14 protein-coding genes are annotated in these 15,623 nt (G+C 71.4%); 13 read left to right on the forward strand and 1 reads right to left on the reverse strand.

Annotated elements, in window-relative coordinates; translation table 11 throughout:
* Nucleotides 1-3 precede the first annotated feature (3 nt).
* From ABD993_RS20270 to ABD993_RS20285, 4 genes are read left to right on the forward strand one after another with little or no spacing between them, the layout of a single operon-like run.
* Nucleotides 4-1,407 carry an MFS transporter gene (locus tag ABD993_RS20270; RefSeq protein ID WP_345420664.1) on the forward strand — a complete coding sequence of 468 codons (1,404 nt, stop codon included), beginning with the start codon at nt 4-6 and terminating at the stop codon, nt 1,405-1,407.
* The gene (locus tag ABD993_RS20275; protein WP_345420667.1) at nt 1,404-1,841 is read left to right on the forward strand and encodes a nuclear transport factor 2 family protein; all 438 of its coding nucleotides are present in this window, start codon (nt 1,404-1,406) and stop codon (nt 1,839-1,841) included. The genes ABD993_RS20270 and ABD993_RS20275 overlap by 4 nt, the downstream gene beginning before the upstream one ends.
* 42 nt (nt 1,842-1,883) lie before the next feature.
* Nucleotides 1,884-2,567 carry a CGNR zinc finger domain-containing protein gene (locus ABD993_RS20280; RefSeq protein ID WP_345420670.1) on the forward strand — a complete coding sequence of 228 codons (684 nt, stop codon included), beginning with the start codon at nt 1,884-1,886 and terminating at the stop codon, nt 2,565-2,567.
* Nucleotides 2,568-2,584: 17 nt separating this feature from the next.
* Nucleotides 2,585-3,304, forward strand: coding sequence for a flavin reductase family protein (locus ABD993_RS20285; protein WP_345420673.1), 720 nt, complete (start codon nt 2,585-2,587; stop codon nt 3,302-3,304).
* A gap of 379 nt (nt 3,305-3,683) precedes the next feature.
* Here ABD993_RS20285 and ABD993_RS20290 read toward each other — a convergent pair whose 3' ends face one another.
* Nucleotides 3,684-4,535: a LysR family transcriptional regulator gene (locus tag ABD993_RS20290; protein ID WP_345420676.1), complete on the reverse strand. Its 852-nt coding sequence runs from the start codon at nt 4,533-4,535 to the stop codon at nt 3,684-3,686.
* A 384-nt stretch (nt 4,536-4,919) separates the two neighbouring features.
* Here ABD993_RS20290 and ABD993_RS20295 point away from each other — a divergent pair, with 384 nt between their 5' ends.
* Genes ABD993_RS20295 through ABD993_RS20335 form a run of 9 tightly spaced genes read left to right on the forward strand, consistent with a single transcriptional unit; the run spans nt 4,920 to nt 15,614 of the window.
* Nucleotides 4,920-6,266: an LLM class flavin-dependent oxidoreductase gene (locus tag ABD993_RS20295; RefSeq protein WP_345420679.1), complete on the forward strand. Its 1,347-nt coding sequence runs from the start codon at nt 4,920-4,922 to the stop codon at nt 6,264-6,266.
* A 24-nt stretch (nt 6,267-6,290) separates the two neighbouring features.
* Entirely contained in the window at nt 6,291-7,847 is a 1,557-nt protein-coding gene (locus ABD993_RS20300) for an ABC transporter substrate-binding protein (protein WP_345420682.1), read from the forward strand.
* A complete protein-coding gene (locus ABD993_RS20305) occupies nt 7,847-8,842 on the forward strand; it encodes an ABC transporter permease (RefSeq protein WP_345420685.1) in 996 nt (331 codons plus the stop codon). Before ABD993_RS20300 ends, ABD993_RS20305 begins: the two co-directional genes overlap by 1 nt.
* A 3-nt stretch (nt 8,843-8,845) precedes the next feature.
* Nucleotides 8,846-9,715: an ABC transporter permease gene (locus tag ABD993_RS20310; protein ID WP_345420688.1), complete on the forward strand. Its 870-nt coding sequence runs from the start codon at nt 8,846-8,848 to the stop codon at nt 9,713-9,715.
* A complete protein-coding gene (locus ABD993_RS20315) occupies nt 9,712-10,623 on the forward strand; it encodes an ABC transporter ATP-binding protein (protein WP_345420691.1) in 912 nt (303 codons plus the stop codon). The genes ABD993_RS20310 and ABD993_RS20315 overlap by 4 nt, the downstream gene beginning before the upstream one ends.
* Entirely contained in the window at nt 10,616-11,452 is an 837-nt protein-coding gene (locus tag ABD993_RS20320; RefSeq protein ID WP_345420694.1) for an ABC transporter ATP-binding protein, read from the forward strand. The genes ABD993_RS20315 and ABD993_RS20320 overlap by 8 nt, the downstream gene beginning before the upstream one ends.
* A gap of 23 nt (nt 11,453-11,475) precedes the next feature.
* Nucleotides 11,476-12,831, forward strand: coding sequence for an NtaA/DmoA family FMN-dependent monooxygenase (locus ABD993_RS20325; protein WP_345420697.1), 1,356 nt, complete (start codon nt 11,476-11,478; stop codon nt 12,829-12,831).
* 3 nt (nt 12,832-12,834) lie between these two features.
* Nucleotides 12,835-14,571, forward strand: a complete 1,737-nt coding sequence (locus ABD993_RS20330; RefSeq protein WP_345420700.1) for an FAD-dependent monooxygenase — start codon at nt 12,835-12,837, stop codon at nt 14,569-14,571.
* Between the two features lie 29 nt (nt 14,572-14,600).
* Nucleotides 14,601-15,614, forward strand: coding sequence for an LLM class flavin-dependent oxidoreductase (locus tag ABD993_RS20335; RefSeq protein WP_345420703.1), 1,014 nt, complete (start codon nt 14,601-14,603; stop codon nt 15,612-15,614).
* Nucleotides 15,615-15,623 lie beyond the last annotated feature (9 nt).

Raw genomic sequence — 15,623 nt, forward strand, 5'->3', positions numbered from 1 at the left:
CGCATGCCCGACAGAGGGTCTCCATCCACCGCGGCCGATGATCCGGTGCGCTCCACCACCCGACAGACGATCACGGTGACGCAGCTCCTCGCGAGGAGCCCGCTGGGTGCCCGACGGACCGCCTACATCGTGATCGGCTTCTTCTGCGTCCTGCTCGACGGCGTCGACATCGGCGCCTGGGGCTTCGTGTACCCCCACCTGGTCCGGGACTGGGGTGCCGGTCCCGGGCAGATCACGACGATGGTCACCGCGGGCTACATCACGCTGGCCCTCGGTGCCCTCGTCGTGGGGCCGTGCGCGGACCGCTGGGGACGGAAGCCGACGCTCCTGGTCAGCATCCTGCTCTTCGGCGGGGCGATGGTGGCCGCGGCGTCCGCGACGGACATCGTGACCATCGGCGTGCTGCGCGCCGTCGCCTGCTTCGGGCTCGGTGCCGTCTTCCCCTCCGCGATCGCGCTGGTGTCCGAGTTCCTGCCGCAGCGGCGCAAGGCGCTCCTGGTCGCGATCGTGTTCGCCGGCTTCCCGCTCGGGCAGGCGGTGGTCGGCTATCTCGCGGCGTTCATCGTGCCCACCTTCGGCTGGCAGGTGCTGCTGCTGGTCGGCGGGATCCTCGGCCTGGCCCTCGTCCCCGTCGTGTGGCTGTTCCTGCCGGAGTCGATCGCACTGCTCCTGCGGCGCACCGGCGACGATCCCCGCGCCGCGCGCACCGTCGACACGATCGCGCGATCGACCGGCGTGCACGGACCGGTCGAGCTCGTCGTCGACCGCGACCCCGCCGACGAGTGGGACCGGGGTGGGGTCCGGACCGTCCTGTCGCGGAAAGTCCTGCTGACCAGCGTGGTCGTCTGGTACGGCTACCTGGCCAACTGCACGGTCACCTACGTCCTGATCGGCTACCTGCCCCTCATCATGGCGAACATGGCGATGGACGCGTCCGCCTCAGGGCAGGTCATCGGGCTCGCCGGCTGGGGTGGGGCCATCGGCTCGCTCGTCATCGGGTACGCCATGAGCCGCGTCGGGCAGTACCGCGCGCTGGTGGCCGGTCTCGTGCTCACGGCGGTCGCGGTCGCGGCCGTGGCCGTCGGCACCTGGACGCTGGGCGGGCTGCTCGTCCTCGGCTTCCTCTGGGGGCTGCTCAACGCGGGGTCGAACGGGGGCATGAACGCGTTCGCCGCGTCCGCGTTCCCGACCCGCGCGCGCGGCACCGGACTCGCGTGGATGCACTCGGCGGGCAAGCTCGGCGCCATCGCCGCCGGGCTGTTCGGCGGGCTGATGATCGGCGCGGGCTGGGGTATCGGCGCGATCTTCGTCAGCTTCGCGGTCCCCGTCCTGATCGCCGCCGCGGGCTTCGCCCTCCTGGGTCTCAGACAGCGCACCCCGTCACCGATCGGAGAGGACCACTCATGACCGACGTCGCCGGCATCAAGACCGCAGAGGTCACCGAACAGGACTGGACCGGAGCCTTCGCGGCCAAGGAGGAGGAGGCGTTCGGCGAGAAGTTCACCGCCGACGTCGTGCTCGAGGCCGCCGCGCTCCTGCGACCCGTCCGGGGCCGCGCCGACGTCCAGACCTGCATGGGGACCGCGAGCAGGTACTACCGCTCGCTGGTCTTCACCCACCAGGCGACCAACGGCGCCCGGACTTATGTGGAGTGGGAGGCGGTCGGCGCCTCGGGAGTCGAGTTCTCCGGGGTGACGGTGCTGACCCGCAACGAGGAGGGCCTCATCGAGCACGTCGCGATCAGCCACCGGCCGTTGGGGGCGACCTTGGAGTTCTCGGCGGAGATGAACCGACTGACCGAGGGAAGGATCGCGCCCGGGCACTTCCGGGCGGCGGACTGAGCGTCCGCCGGCGAGGACGGGCTGCCGCTCGAGGAGCTCGACGTGGCAGCCTCGGGGGCACCGGCGGCAGACGTCCCGGTCCACCCGACGGAGGAGACGGCGATGGTGAGCGGTGGGGGAGAGTCGAGGGACTGGCCTGCGACGACCCGGTACAGCCTCTCCGGAGCACCGGGCGAGCTCGGCCTGGTGCAGGACTTCCTCAACACCATCGAGGAGGGCTCCGCGGCACCGCCGGACCTGTTGGCCACCCTCCCCGCCGCCCAGGAGTGGGCCGACGAGGTCCGCGCGCTGTGGTCGTCCCTCGACGAGGCCTGTTGGGGGAGGGACCTGCCACCGTTGACTGAGAGCGACCGCAGGCGCCTGCTCGCGATCCGCCGCCGGCTGTTCCGAGGCCTGTTCCCGACGACGACCGAGGACGGCGGCCCCACCGACGTGCAGGCACACGCGGGTGTGCGGCTGACCCTGTCCCGCGGCGAGGTCTCGGCCGAGCCGACGGGACGGGGCTGGGCGCAGTTCGAGTCCGCCCTGCTCCTCATCTGCTACCGAGCCCGACTCGCCGGCCACCTGCGCCGGCTCAAGACCTGCAAGAGCCACGAGTGCGACGTCGTCTTCTACGACCGCTCACCCAACAACAGCGCTGTCTGGCACGACGTCAGGCTGTGCGGCAACCGCGCCAACGTGCGCGCCCACCGGGCCCGACACCCTGGTCGTGCCGCCGTGACATGAGAGACGGGACCCTTGACATGATCATCGACTCCGCAGACCTCGCCGAGGCGGCGGCGTACAAGCTGCTCATCGGATCGATCGTCCCCCGCCCGATCGCCTGGGTCAGCACAGTCTCGCCCGACGGCGTGGCGAACGTCGCCCCGATCTCCTTCTTCACCGCCGTCGGGCGGCGGCCCCCGATGATCTCGATCTCGCTGCAGCCGCGATCGGACGGGGTCACCCTCAAGGACACCTTCACCAACATCCGCGACACCGGCGAGTTCGTGGTGAACGTCGCGACGCTGGCCAACTCCGACGCCGTGCACCGGTCGGCCTACGAGTTCGAACCCGAGCAGGACGAGTTCGAGCTGCTGGGGCTGGAGAAGGCACCCTGCGAGACGGTCTCCGCGCCGAGGATCGCGGCGTCCCCGATCTCCTATGAATGCCACGTCGACCGGATCATCCCCGTGGGCGAGCTGGAGAACGTGGTGTGGGGCAGGATCGAGCGGTTCCACGTCCGGGACGACCTGTACCTGGAGAACGGGCGCATCGACACCGCCGGACTCGCACCGGTCGGCAGGCTCGCCGCGGAGTACACCCACGTCGGGAACGTGTTCACCACGCCGCTCCCGGAGGACACGCTGCAGGCGCTGAGCACCGCGCGGATGCGTCGCCTCGACGGGCTCGAGACCGAGTTCTCCCCGATCGACACCGCCGCCTGGTCCGCGTCGGGCTCGACGCGCCCAGACGCGCCCTGACTCCGCCTCTTCTGCCTCGTCGTACCTGGACCGGGAAGCGGCAACGCACGGCAACAGAAGAGCGCTATCGACGGGTAGGAGGTTGGGAGGCCGGCGGATCACCTTGCGCCGCTCCCGCCGAGCCGACTGCGCGCGGTTCCGGCTCCCGAACCCCACGCTCCGCTGCAGCCCGATGTCGGTCGCCCGTGGGGACGGAGGTGCCGTGGGCACGGTGGTCGCGGTGACGGACGGAGCCCGCAGGTGCGACCCACTCGAGAGCGAATGCTGACGCCGCGCCCAGGGGAAGGTGGGTGACCAGTAGGCGGCTCCGGACGCAGGGGCGGCCGTAGCACCGCCGCCGACCAACCCTGCGGCGACTGTCGGCAGCAGACGCGACGGGTCAGGCGAGTTCCTGTGCGGACCTCAGGACCTCGGCCACCGCGGACGCGGTGCTCGCCAGGGTCTCCGGCGGCAGACCGCGCCGGCCGCGCACCGTGACCGGCAGGGGAGCGGCGTGCGGCAGGTCCGGCCGCTCGACGAGGCCCTCCGGGGTGTGGCCCATCGTGGCGAGCAACGTGACGCCCAGACCGGCCCGCGCCGCGGCCAGCACTCCGGCCAGGTACGCCGCCTCGCACGCTACCGTCACGGCGCTCCCGGCGGCGGTGAGCGTGGCGACCGCGCGATCTCGCAGCGCACACGGCTCGTCGAGCCCGACGAGTGGGACCGGGCCGGGCGCGGGCTCCCATCCCGGCGCCGCGTACCACCGCACGTCCAGCAGTCCCGCGGCGGCGGAGCGCTCGTCCGCGGGCGCGGCCAGTAGCAGTGCGAGGTCCAGGTCGCCGCGGTCGAGTGCCTCGCGCAACCCGGTCCCCCGGTCGAGCCGGTAGCGAACGGACCCTGCCAGCGCCGTGCTCAGGCGGGGAAGGAGCTGGTCGGCTGCGTGCTCGGTGGATCCGACGGTCAGCTCTCGGCTGAGCGGGGCCGCGAGCCGGGCGAGCACGTCGTCGTGGATGGTCAGCATCCGTCGCGCCTCGGCGAGCAGCGTCTCCCCGGCGGGCGTGAGGCGAGAGGCCCGACCCGCTCGCTGCACCAGAGCCGTCCCGCACGCGTTCTCGAGCCGTCTGACGTGGTCACTGACCGTGGGTTGGCTGACGTGCAGCACTGCCGCGGCCCGGTGGAAGCCCCCACACTCCGCGACCGCCACAAAGGTGCGCAGCGGTCCGACGTCGAGTGTGCGAGTCTGCGAGGACACGCCGTCAGTCCAGCAGAACAGATCGGGAAATCCTATCGAAAGTGATCGGATCCCTGAGTTGGACGGCGTCGGTGACGAAATGTCACCATCATGGCGTGTCTTCGGCCAGCGCCTTCACGTCGCTCACCCAGTCGGGTGGCGGACGTGCGCGTGGCCTCTTTCTCGGCTTGACCCGGCGGCTGGCGGTCGACCTCGCCCGCACCTCGACCGCCACGTGTCGACCCGGTCTCGTCTGACGCCTCTCCGGCGTCCGAGTGGCCCCCGCGCGGGGTCACCTCTTCTCTGACCTCTGTGTCGGCGCGTATTCGCGTCGGCGCGCGATGATGCGCGCCGGCGCGCTGACTCGCGTCCGCACCCGATCTCCTCACCGCGAAAGGACGAGCCATGGCCCGTCAGCTCAAGCTCGGTGCCGTCCTGATGGGCGTCGGCGGTCCCGGGCAGCACGATGTCTGGACCAACCCCGAGATCCCCGGCGACGCCAGCGTCGACATCGACTGGTACATCGCCCGGGCCCGGCAGGCTGAGGCAGCACTGTTCGATCTGGTGTTCATCGTGGACAGCGCCTTCATCACCCCGGACTCCCCGCCGCACTACCTCGCCCGGCTCGAACCCTTCACCCTGCTCTCCGCCCTCGCGGTCACGACCAGGAACATCGGGCTGGTCGGCACGGTGAGCACCAGCTACAACAGTCCGTTCAACCTGGCCCGCCGGTTCGCGTCGCTGGACGTGATCAGCCGAGGCCGGGCCGGCTGGAACGTCGTCGCCACCGGCGACGGGGGCACCGCCGCGAACTACAGCCTCGACGAACACTACGACCACCCCACCCGCTACGCGCGTGCACTCGAGTCGGTCCGAGTCTGCCAAGGCTTGTGGGACTCCTACGAGGACGACGCCTTCCCCCGCGACGTCGAGTCGGGGGTGTTCCTCGATCCCTCCCGTCAGCACCGGCTCGACCACTCCGGGGAGCACTTCAGGGTCCGGGGACCACTGAACCTGGTCCGCTCGCCCCAGGGGCACCCGGTCATCTTCCAGGCCGGGGACTCGGAGGAGGGCCGCGACCTCGGCGCCGCGATCGGGGAGGGCATCTTCACTCATCACGCGACGGTCGAGGAGGGACTGGCCTTCGCCCGCGAGATCCGCGAGCGCGCCGCGGCGAAGGGCCGCGACCCGCAGCACATCCGAATTCTGCCCGGAGTCGAACCGATTGTCGCGGACACCGACGCCCAGGCTCGGGAGATCGAGGACCGGCGCCGCGGCGACCGGGACTTCACCAAGGACCTCGCCCAGTTCGGGCGCCCGTTCGGCTGGCACGACTTCAGCCGCTACGACCTGGACGCCCCCTTTCCGGACGTGTCCGCGTTGGGGCACAACAACTTCGGCAGCCAGACCGCCACCATCGTCCGCGTCGCCGAGGAGGAGGGATTGACGCTGCGGCAGGCCGTGCGCCGCTTCTCCGGCCCTCCCCCCTCGCCGTTTGTGGGAAGCGCCCGGACGGTCGCCGACCGGATCCAGGAGTGGTTCGAGGCCGGGGCGCTCGACGGGCTCAACATCCACGTCACGGTCCCCAGCGCCTTCACCCGGTTCACCGACGAGGTGCTCCCGATCCTGCGCGACCGGGGTCTGGTGCGGTCCGCCTACGAGTCGACGACCCTGCGCGGCAACCTCGGTCTGCCGGTTCCCCCCAACGTCCACACCGTCGCCCGCGACCAGGCTCCGCGCCTGAGCGCCTGAGCCACCACCCGACATCGGAGAGACATGAGATTCCCAAGCAGGAGACGGCCCTCGGCCGTCGTCGCCGTCGTCGTCGCCGTGATGGCCATGGTCGTCGCGGGATGTGGTGGCAGCGCCGCCGGCGGGTCCACGTCGGACTCCACCATCAAGTGGGGGGTCAAGTCCATCCAGGCGAACTGGGACCCCATCGTGACCGGGTCCACCGGGGCGACCATCTACCTGACCCCGATCTACGAGTCGCTGTTCACCGTCGACGGCGAGCGCAACATCGTCCCCGCTCTGGCGTCGGGTTACGAGTACAACCCGGCCGGTGACCAGATCACGGTGAGGTTGAAGCCGGGATTGACGTTTCAGGACGGCTCCCCGGTGGATGCGGAGGCGGTGAAGTTCAACATCGAGCGGATCAAGACGCAGGAGAACTCGGCGCTGAAGGGGTCGTACAACAACGTCAAGGCGGCCACGGTCGTGGACCCGCTGACGGTGCGGTTGGACCTGGGGCAGCAGGACTACCAGATCCCGTACCTGTTGGCGGTGCGCGGCGGGATGCTGCCGAGCAAGGCCGCGGCCGCGGACCCGGGCAGGCTGAACACAGCGGCTCCGGTGGGGGCGGGGCCGTTCAAGGTGGTGTCCTACGACCCGGAGTCGACGATCGTCCTGGAGAAGTGGGACGGCTACTGGGACGCGGCGAGCATCAAGGTGAGCCGCATCGAGATCAATTTCGGGATCGACCCGTCGACGCTGGTCGCCGGGCTGCAGTCGGGTGTCTACAACTGGGCGCAGCTGGACCCACAGCAGGCCGACGAGGCGAAGAAGGCCGGGTTCGACGTTCTCGCCGACACCGACCGGCAGTGGGGTTCGACGTTCCTGAGCCTGAACGCCAACGTGGCTCCGTTCACCGATCCCGCGGTGCGTGAGGCGGTGCGGTACGCGATCAACCCGGACGAGTTCGCCACCAAGCTCACCTTCGGTCTGGGCCAGCCGGCACATCAGCCCTACCCGCAGGGCCATCCGTCGAACGTGAGCGCGCTGGACTCCGAGTACCGGTACGACCCGGCGAAGGCCCGCGACATCCTGGCGAAGGCCGGTTACGCCGACGGCGCGATCTCCTTCGACCTCAACGGCATCGCGGGCAACTTCGAGCAGGCGGCAGAGCTCGTCCAAGGCCAGCTCAAGGCGGTCGGGATCACGGCGAACATCACGCTGAAGGACCAGGCGAACTGGGGCAAGGGCTACTTCGGCAAGCAGCAGGCGGCGTCGATCTACGGCTGGGTCGGGCGCGACTCCCACGTCCAGGGCTTGACCGAGCATTTCGACACGGGTGGTGTGCTGAACCTCAGTTCGCCGACCACCTCGCCCCAGTTCCAGGAGGCGCTCAAGGTCGTGCGGGCCACGCCGATCGACTCTCCTGACTACGAGGCGAAGCTCAAGGCGGCGGCCCGGGCCGGCTACGAGAACGGCACGACCGTGTCGCTGTTCACCTACCCGAGCGTGGTGGCGAAGGACAAGTCGATCTCCGACCCGCCTGCGATCGACGGCTACCAGAGCTGGAAGGGCGTCCAGTTCACTCCCGGGCCGCAGTGATGGCGACTCTGACGGGGCCGGACCTGCGGCGGATCCGGACGCGGCGGCTGGCGGTCTCGATCGGCAAACCGCTGGCGGTGTTCGTCCCGGTCTTCCTGCTCGGCACCTTCTTCACCTTCCTGCTCGGCCACCTCTCCGGTCGCAGCCCCGCCTACGTCCAGCTCGGAGACGCGGCGACCCCGGAGGCCGTCGCCGCGGTCGAGCACGAATGGGGCCTGGACCGGCCGTTCCTGCTGCAGTACGTCAACTGGCTCGACGACATCCTGCGCTTCGACCTCGGCGAGAGCTGGTTCAACGGGCACAGCGTCGCCGCGGTGCTCCTGGACCGGGCGGTGATCACCCTCTCCGCGGCGGGAGTGGCATTGGTCATCGGCGTCGTCGCGGGGTTCGCCCTGGGCGCGCTGGCCGCGCGCTTCCACGCCACCTGGGTGGACCGGGCGGTCACCGGCTTCACCACGACGATCTCGGTCCTGCCGCCCTTCGTAGTCGGCATCGCGCTGGTCGCGGTGTTCGCCGTGAGCCTCGACCTGCTGCCTGCAGCGGGCTACGTGCCCATCGAGGCGGGCCTCGGTCCGTGGCTGTCGCACCTGATCCTGCCCGCGGTCGCACTCAGCTTCGACACCGTGGCGGACGTCGCACGCCAGCTGCGCGACGGGCTGGTGTCGGCGCGGCGGGAGAACTATGTGACCGGTGCGATCGTGCGCGGGCTCGACCCGCGTCGGATCTTCTTCGTCCACGTGCTGCGCAACGGCGTCGGTCCCGCCTTGGCCGTGCTCGGGCTGAAGTTCCCCGCCCTGCTCGGCGGCGCCGTCGTGACCGAGGCGATCTTCGGATTGTCCGGCTACGGGGTGTTCGCCACCCAGGCGGCCATCCGCGGGGACGTGCCCGCGGTGCAGGGCGTGCTCGTCGTGTCCGTCGTACTCGTCGTGGTGTTCAACCTCATCGTCAACATCGTGCTGAACCGGCTCTCGCCGGCCGCGGCGCGGGGGGTCTGAGAGATGATCGAGGTTCTGCTCCGGCTGACCAGCGCCCGGATCGCCATCGGGGTACTCCTAGCCATCGCCCTGATCACGGTGTTCGGCCCGGTGCTCGCACCGTACGACCCACTGCAGGGGTCCGACCTCACCCTGGCGGGGCCGTCGGCACAGCACTGGCTCGGCACCGACTACACCGGCCGGGACGTGCTCAGCCGGATCCTGGCCGGTGCCCCGCTCAGCATCCTCAGCACGCTCGAGGTCACGGGTATCGCCCTGGTCCTCGGAACCGTCCCGGGCATCCTCTCGGTGTACCTCGGGTCGGTGTTCGAGTGGGTGTCGCTCCGGCTGATCGACACCCTCGTCGCTCTGCCGTTCCTGGTGTTCGCGGTGGCCATGACCGCGCTGCTGGGCAATGGCATCACCCAGGCGATGATCGCGGTGGGGCTGCTGGTCGCGCCGTTGTTCTACCGGGTGGCCCGGGCCGCAACGCTGACCGTCGCCCGGTCCCAGTACGTCGAGGCGGCCGTGCTCGCCGGGGCGTCCACCGGGTGGATCGTGCGCAGGCATGTGTGGGCGAAGGTGTTGCCGCCCATCGCCATCACCCTGGCGACGACCCTCGGCGTGGGGCTCGTGGTGATCTCGAGCCTGACCTTCCTGGGCATCGGCGTACAGCCACCCGCCCCGACCTGGGGCGGCATCCTCGCATCAGACCTGGACTACCTGCCGCAGAAGGCCTACGCCCCCCTCTTCCCCGCCGTGATCATCCTCGTCACCGTGCTGGCTTTCAGCATGCTCGCCGACGCCATCCGGGACGCGGCGGGCCAGTCCGGCCGCGCGCTGGTCGGAGCGAAGGTGGCCAGGGCCAACCGGGCCCGCAGGGTCGCGGCATGACGGCCCCCGACACCACCGAAGGAGACCTGATGACCCAGGCCCCCGCAATCGAGAGCGGACCCGCCGTAGCCCCCGCCACCGACGCGCACCCGGACGACGTACTGGTCCTGGACGACGTCCGCATCCATGACGACCTGAGCGACACCGAGCTGGTCCACGGGGTCAGCCTGCGGCTGCGCCGGGGCCGAGTGGTGGGAATCGTCGGTGAGTCCGGCAGCGGCAAGTCCCTCACCTGCCGGGCGGTCCTCGGCATCCTGCCGGACCTGATCGAGGTGTCCGGTGGCTCGATCACACTGCTCGGGCGAGACGCCGCCACGCTCACCCGGCGGGACTGGACCACGCTGCGCGGCGCCTCGATCGGCGCGGTGTTCCAGGACCCGGCGTCCTATCTGAACCCGTCGATCACGGTGGGCAGGCAACTGCACGAGGTGCTGCGCGTGCGCGGCGGCCTGTCCCGCAAGGACGCGCACCGCCGGGCCGTCGAGCTGTTCGACGCCGTCCACCTGCGAGAACCTGAACAGGTGTACCGGCAGTACGTGCACGAGCTGTCCGGCGGGATGCTCCAGCGGGTGCTCATCGCCATCGCGATCTCGCTCGATCCCGAGATCCTCATCGCGGACGAGGCGACGACGGCGCTCGACGCCACGGTGCAGGCCGAGATCCTCGACCTGCTGGCCGAGCTCACCGAGCGGCTCGGGCTGGCGCTGGTACTCGTCTCGCACGACCTGGCCGTGGTGGCCCAGCTCTGCGACGAGGTGCTGGTCCTGCGGGACGGGCACGTCGTGGAGCAGGGACCCACCACCCGCATCCTGCACGACCCGCAGGATGACTACACCCGACTCCTCGTCGCCGAGCACGAGCAGTACGGGCTCGAGCGCTACCTCACTCCGGAGCCGTCCCGTGTCTGAGCCGATCCTGGAGATCGAGGGCCTCGACGTCGCGTTCGGGCGGGGCCATACGCGCAAGGTCGCCCTGTCCGGTGCCGCCCTGCGGCTGTTCCCCGGCGAGTCCGTCGGCGTCATCGGCGAGTCTGGGGCCGGCAAGTCCACGCTGGCCCGCGCCGTGCTCGGGCTGGCCCCGGTCACGGCGGGCTCGGTGCGGGTCGTCGGGCGGGACGTGGCCCGACTGTCCCGGCGGGGGCGTCGGGAGTTCGGTCGCAGCGGCGTGGCGCAGTACGTGTTCCAGGACCCGCTGCGCAGCCTCGACCCGGACCAGACCGTGCAGGCCGCCGTGGCCGAGCCGCTCCGGATCCGAGGGCAGCTGAGCCGCGGGGAGATCGCCGCCGCGGTCCGTGCCCAGTTCGCCGCCGTGGAGCTCGACGAGTCGCTGCTCGACCGGTTCCCGGCCCAGCTGTCCGGCGGCCAGCGCCAGCGGGTCGCCGTGGCCCGGGCGCTGGTGACGGGGCCGCGACTGCTGCTGCTCGACGAGCCGGTGAGTGCGCTCGACTCGGCGAACCGGGTGCGGATCCTGCAGCTGTTGGAGCGGCTGCGGGCCACCACCGACATCACCCTGCTGTTCATCTCCCACGACCTCGGGTCCATCGCCGGGGTCACCGACCGGACGATCGTGCTGAACCGGGGCCGGATCGTCGAGGACGGCCCGACCGCCCGGGTCATCACCGCCCCCCGGCACCCGTACACCCGGCTGCTCGTGGGATCGGCGCCGACGTTGAGCTCCGGTGCGGCCGACCGCGCCCGCCGTGCGCGGCTGCGGGCCGAGCTCGCCGCGGCGTCCTGACCACCCACCTCTGGAGACCCTCCGTGTCCCGACCGCAGAAGCAGATCAGGTTCTGCCTGAACCTGCAGGCCACCGGGCGGCACGACGCCGCCTGGAAGGCGCTGCCGCCCACCGCCGACTGGCTGGCGGGCATCGACTACTACGTCGAGATCGCCCGGCTCGCCGAGCGCGCCCGGTTCGATGCGATCTTCATCGCGGACCGCCTCGGCGTGCTCGACGAGCCGTCGCACCGCAGGCCCTGGCGGGGTGCGGACCCGGTGGTGCTGCTCGCTGCGCTGGCCCGGGAGACCGGGCACATCGGACTGGTCGCGACGAACCCCGCACTGCAGGGTGACCCGTTCACCCGCGCCCGGGCCATCTCCACCCTCGATCACGTGAGCAAGGGCAGAGCCGCGTGGAACATCGTGACCAGCCAGGAGGACGTCACCAGGCGGGCCCTCGGGATCACCGAGCGGCTCGACGACGAGACCCGCTACCGCCGCGCGGAGGAGTTCGTCGCGGCGGTCGACGCGCTGTGGGGATCGCTCCCCGAGTCGGCCGTGGTGGCCGACGCCTCGGTGGACACCTACATCGACCCGGCCCGCACCCGTGCCGTCCGGATCGAGGGCGAGTTCCACCGGACCGAGGGGGTCCTGCCACTGACGGGGGGCCACCGCGGGCAGCGTCCGGTGCTGTTCCAGGCGGGCTCGTCCCGGCGCAGCATGGAGTTCGGCGCACGGTGGGCGGACGCGCTCTTCACCTCGCAGCGGGTTCCGGAGCTCGCCCGGTCGTTCTCGGCCGAGGTCAAGCGGCTCGCCGCCGCGAACGGCCGAAGGCCGGACGACCTGCTCGTGCTGCCCGGACTGTTCGTCATCCTCGGCGCCACCGAGGCCGCGGCCCGGGAGCGCAGGCGCGATCTCGATGAGCAGCTCGCTGTCGAACCCCTGCTCGCGGCGCTCGAGGCGGTGCTGGAGTTCGACGTCTCCCGGCTGGACCTGGACGCCGAGCTGCCCTACGCCGAGCTGGAGGGTCGGACCGCCAGCCCGGCCGGCACCGCTCGGCGCGACCAGTTCATCGCGGACGCGCGCTCACGGAAGGCGACCGTCCGGTCCCTGTTGTTCAACAACCTCTCGGGTCAGCAGCGCATGATCGTCGGCACCCCCGAGCAGGTCGCCGACGACATCGAGCACTGGGTCGACACCGGCTCCGCGGGATGGTTCACGATCAACATCGACGTCCAGCCGACGGGACTCCGCGACTTCACCACCGGCGTGGTCGCCGAGCTGCAGGACCGCGGCCGGTTCCGGCGCGAGTACGCCCACGACACGTTCCGGGAGAACCTCGGTCTCTCGGCCCACCCGCTCGCCGCCGAGCGGACCACAACCGGACAGGGACGGTAGGCCATGCCTGCACGCAACGACATCAGCCGCGGGCGACGTCGGGTGGACGTCGTGGAGTTCCCCCGGGCCGAGCCGGTCGCGGAGACGGACGTCCTGGTCGTCGGGGCGGGGCCGAACGGGCTCGGCACGGCCTTGGAGCTGGCCCGGCACGGGGTGAGCGCGTCCATCGTGGACGCCGCCACCGAGGCGACGCTGGTCAGGGCCGGCGCCGCAGGCTACAACCCGCGCGCGCTGGAGATCATCGCCAACTGGGGGGTGTTGTCGCGGATCCGGGACGAGTGGACCTTCCCGCCCGAGTGGAACACCGGCAACCTCCTGCTGACCTCGCTCGTCGGGCACCCGCTCGGCGGCAGCGTCCATCGCTCGTTCGAGCTCGGCCGGGCTCCTCGGCATTCGGTGCACGGCGCGCTGCGCAGGCCGCAGACCGTGCTGCAGAAGGTGTTCCTGGAGCGACTCGCCGAGCTCGGCACCGTCGTCTCCGGGGGCTGGCGGGTGAAGGGACTCGACGTCGATCCCGACGGCGTGACCACCCGCCTCGTCGAGACCGGCACCGGACGCGAGCGGACCGTGCGCTCCCGCTATGTCGTCGGTGCCGACGGAGGCTCGAGCACGATCCGCACGCTGGCGGGCATCACGCGCTCCGGGGACTACGCGACCGAACGCCACTACCGCGTCGTCGTGCGCACCGCGACCGACGCGTCGACGCAGCTCGGGCGGCCCTTCGTCCCGGGCACCGCGATCGTTTACAACAACCGGTACTCCGGGTTCCTGGCGGCGCTCAACGAGACCGACTGGCGGACCTATGCGGGGCCCTTCCCCCTCGACCACGAGCCGGACGAGGCGGAGTTGGTCACCCACGTCCGGGAGGCGTTCGGGTTCGACGTAGAGCTGACGGTGGTGTCGCTGACGCCGTTCTTCAAGAGCGCCCGCCTCGCCGACACCTTCTACAGGGACCGGATCGCGCTGGTGGGCGACGCGGCACACGTGCGGACCCCGGGCGGGAACCTGTGCGAGGGCTTCGGGGACATCGCCAACCTCGGCTGGAAGCTCGCCGCCGTCCTGCGGGGTGAGGCGGGCGAGGGACTCCTGCACTCCTACGACGAGGAGCGTCGCCCGCACAACCGGCGGGTCGCGGAGTTCGCCTCGGAGCGGGATCGGGCGGGCAGCGAGGTCTACCGGCGGATCCGGGAGATCGGCGTCCCCGCGGACGACGACACCGGTGTCGACGCCGTCCGCAGGCGGGCGCGGATCGGCGAGCTCCTCGGTGCCGAGCACTCCTTCCCGCTGGGGGTGGTGTTCGACGAGCGGTACGACGACTCGTCGGTCATCTGGTACGAGCCGGAACTGCGCGAGACCGAACAGTCCTGGGACGCGCACGCCTACACCGAGGACGGACGGCCCGGGCACCGAGCCCCGAACGGCAACCTCGATCCCTTCGGCTACACCCTCTACGACCGGCTCGGCACCCGCCCCGCCCTGCTCGTGTTGACCGCCGAGACCTCCGCCGTCGCGGCCTTCGACGAGGCCGCGGAGGCGCGCGGCGTCGAGCTCGAGGTGATCCACCTCCCCGATCCCGACGCGCACGCCTACTACGGCGCGCCCTACGCACTGATCCGGCCGGACGCCCACGTCGCCTGGCGCGGGACGGCGGCCGTCGACGCCGGCGCGGTCCTCGATCTCACCCTGGCCCGCGCGACCGCCGAATCGGGTCGGACCCTCGTCGACGCGGTCGCGTCATGACGCCTCGCCACCCCCACCCGGAGATCCCCGTGACCGCAGTCCCTGCCGAACCCCCGGCCCGCGGGCTGTCCTATTTCCTCACTGTCCCGACCGACCCGCAGCCGGGCCGGGTGTACGGCGACGCGCTGGACTCGGTCCGGCTCGCCGAGAGCCTCGGGTACGAGACCGCGTGGGTGGCGGAGGGCCATTTCCAGTTCCTGGGCCTGCCCGCCGCACTCGCCTTCCTGGCGGCCGCAGGCCAGGTCGCGGACCGCATCCGGCTCGGGACCGCGGTCCTGCCGCTGGCGTTCGACAACCCGATCCGGGTCGCCGAGACGGCGGCCTTCGTGGACGCCCTCAGCGGCGGGCGGCTCGAGCTGGGGATCGGCAAGAGCAACCCGATGTCGAAGGCGATCTTCAGCGCGTTCGGGCTGTCCGAAGGGGATCGCGAGACGCTCTACGCCGAGGCGCTGGGCGGGCTCCGCCGGGCCATCGAGCACGGCGTCTCGGCGGACGGGGAACAGGTCCCGCTCTACCCGCCCCCCGCCGGGCTCGGTGACCGGGTGTGGCAGGCGACCGGCAACCCGCGGACCGCGGCCGCGATCGGACGGGCGGCCGACGGGCTGCTGCTCTTCCGGCTGACCCCGGAAGGTGATGCCGGCCGGGTGCAGTCCGCCCTGATCGACGACTACCTGGGGGCACTGCCTGCCGGAGTCGAACCGCGCATCGGCATCTCCCGGGGAGTGCTGCCCGCGCAGTCCCGCGCGGAGGCGATCGCACTGGTCGCCGCGGAGCTGGAACAGCACCCCGAGCGGTTCCGCGTCCTCTCCGGGGCGAAGCCCAGCACTCCGGAGGAGTACCTCGACGCGCTGAACGTCAAGTACGGCAGCCCGGACGAGGTCGTCGAGCAGCTGTCCCGGGACGAGGCCTTCGTCCGGTCCACCGACCGGCTGTTCTCCCTCCCGCTCTCCGCCGGGACCGCGGCCTTCCGGGAGGGCCTGCGGCTGGTGGCGGAGGACATTCATCCGCGCGTCCGACCCGCCGTCGCCCACGCCGCCGCGTGACCCCGCGTC

The organism is Pseudonocardia xishanensis, from assembly GCF_039541715.1.
Taxonomy (GTDB): domain Bacteria; phylum Actinomycetota; class Actinomycetes; order Mycobacteriales; family Pseudonocardiaceae; genus Pseudonocardia; species Pseudonocardia xishanensis.

Excerpts from the sequence above, each read along its gene's own strand:
- ABD993_RS20315 (WP_345420691.1), top strand. The coding sequence starts at position 9,712 with ATGACGGCCCCCGACACCACCGAAGGAGACCTGATGACCCAGGCCCCC.
- ABD993_RS20310 (WP_345420688.1), top strand. The coding sequence starts at position 8,846 with ATGATCGAGGTTCTGCTCCGGCTGACCAGCGCCCGGATCGCCATCGGG.
- ABD993_RS20295 (WP_345420679.1), top strand. The coding sequence starts at position 4,920 with ATGGCCCGTCAGCTCAAGCTCGGTGCCGTCCTGATGGGCGTCGGCGGT.
- ABD993_RS20305 (WP_345420685.1), top strand. The coding sequence starts at position 7,847 with ATGGCGACTCTGACGGGGCCGGACCTGCGGCGGATCCGGACGCGGCGG.
- ABD993_RS20330 (WP_345420700.1), top strand. The coding sequence starts at position 12,835 with ATGCCTGCACGCAACGACATCAGCCGCGGGCGACGTCGGGTGGACGTC.
- ABD993_RS20275 (WP_345420667.1), top strand. The coding sequence starts at position 1,404 with ATGACCGACGTCGCCGGCATCAAGACCGCAGAGGTCACCGAACAGGAC.
- ABD993_RS20300 (WP_345420682.1), top strand. The coding sequence starts at position 6,291 with ATGAGATTCCCAAGCAGGAGACGGCCCTCGGCCGTCGTCGCCGTCGTC.
- ABD993_RS20270 (WP_345420664.1), top strand. The coding sequence starts at position 4 with ATGCCCGACAGAGGGTCTCCATCCACCGCGGCCGATGATCCGGTGCGC.
- ABD993_RS20285 (WP_345420673.1), top strand. The coding sequence starts at position 2,585 with ATGATCATCGACTCCGCAGACCTCGCCGAGGCGGCGGCGTACAAGCTG.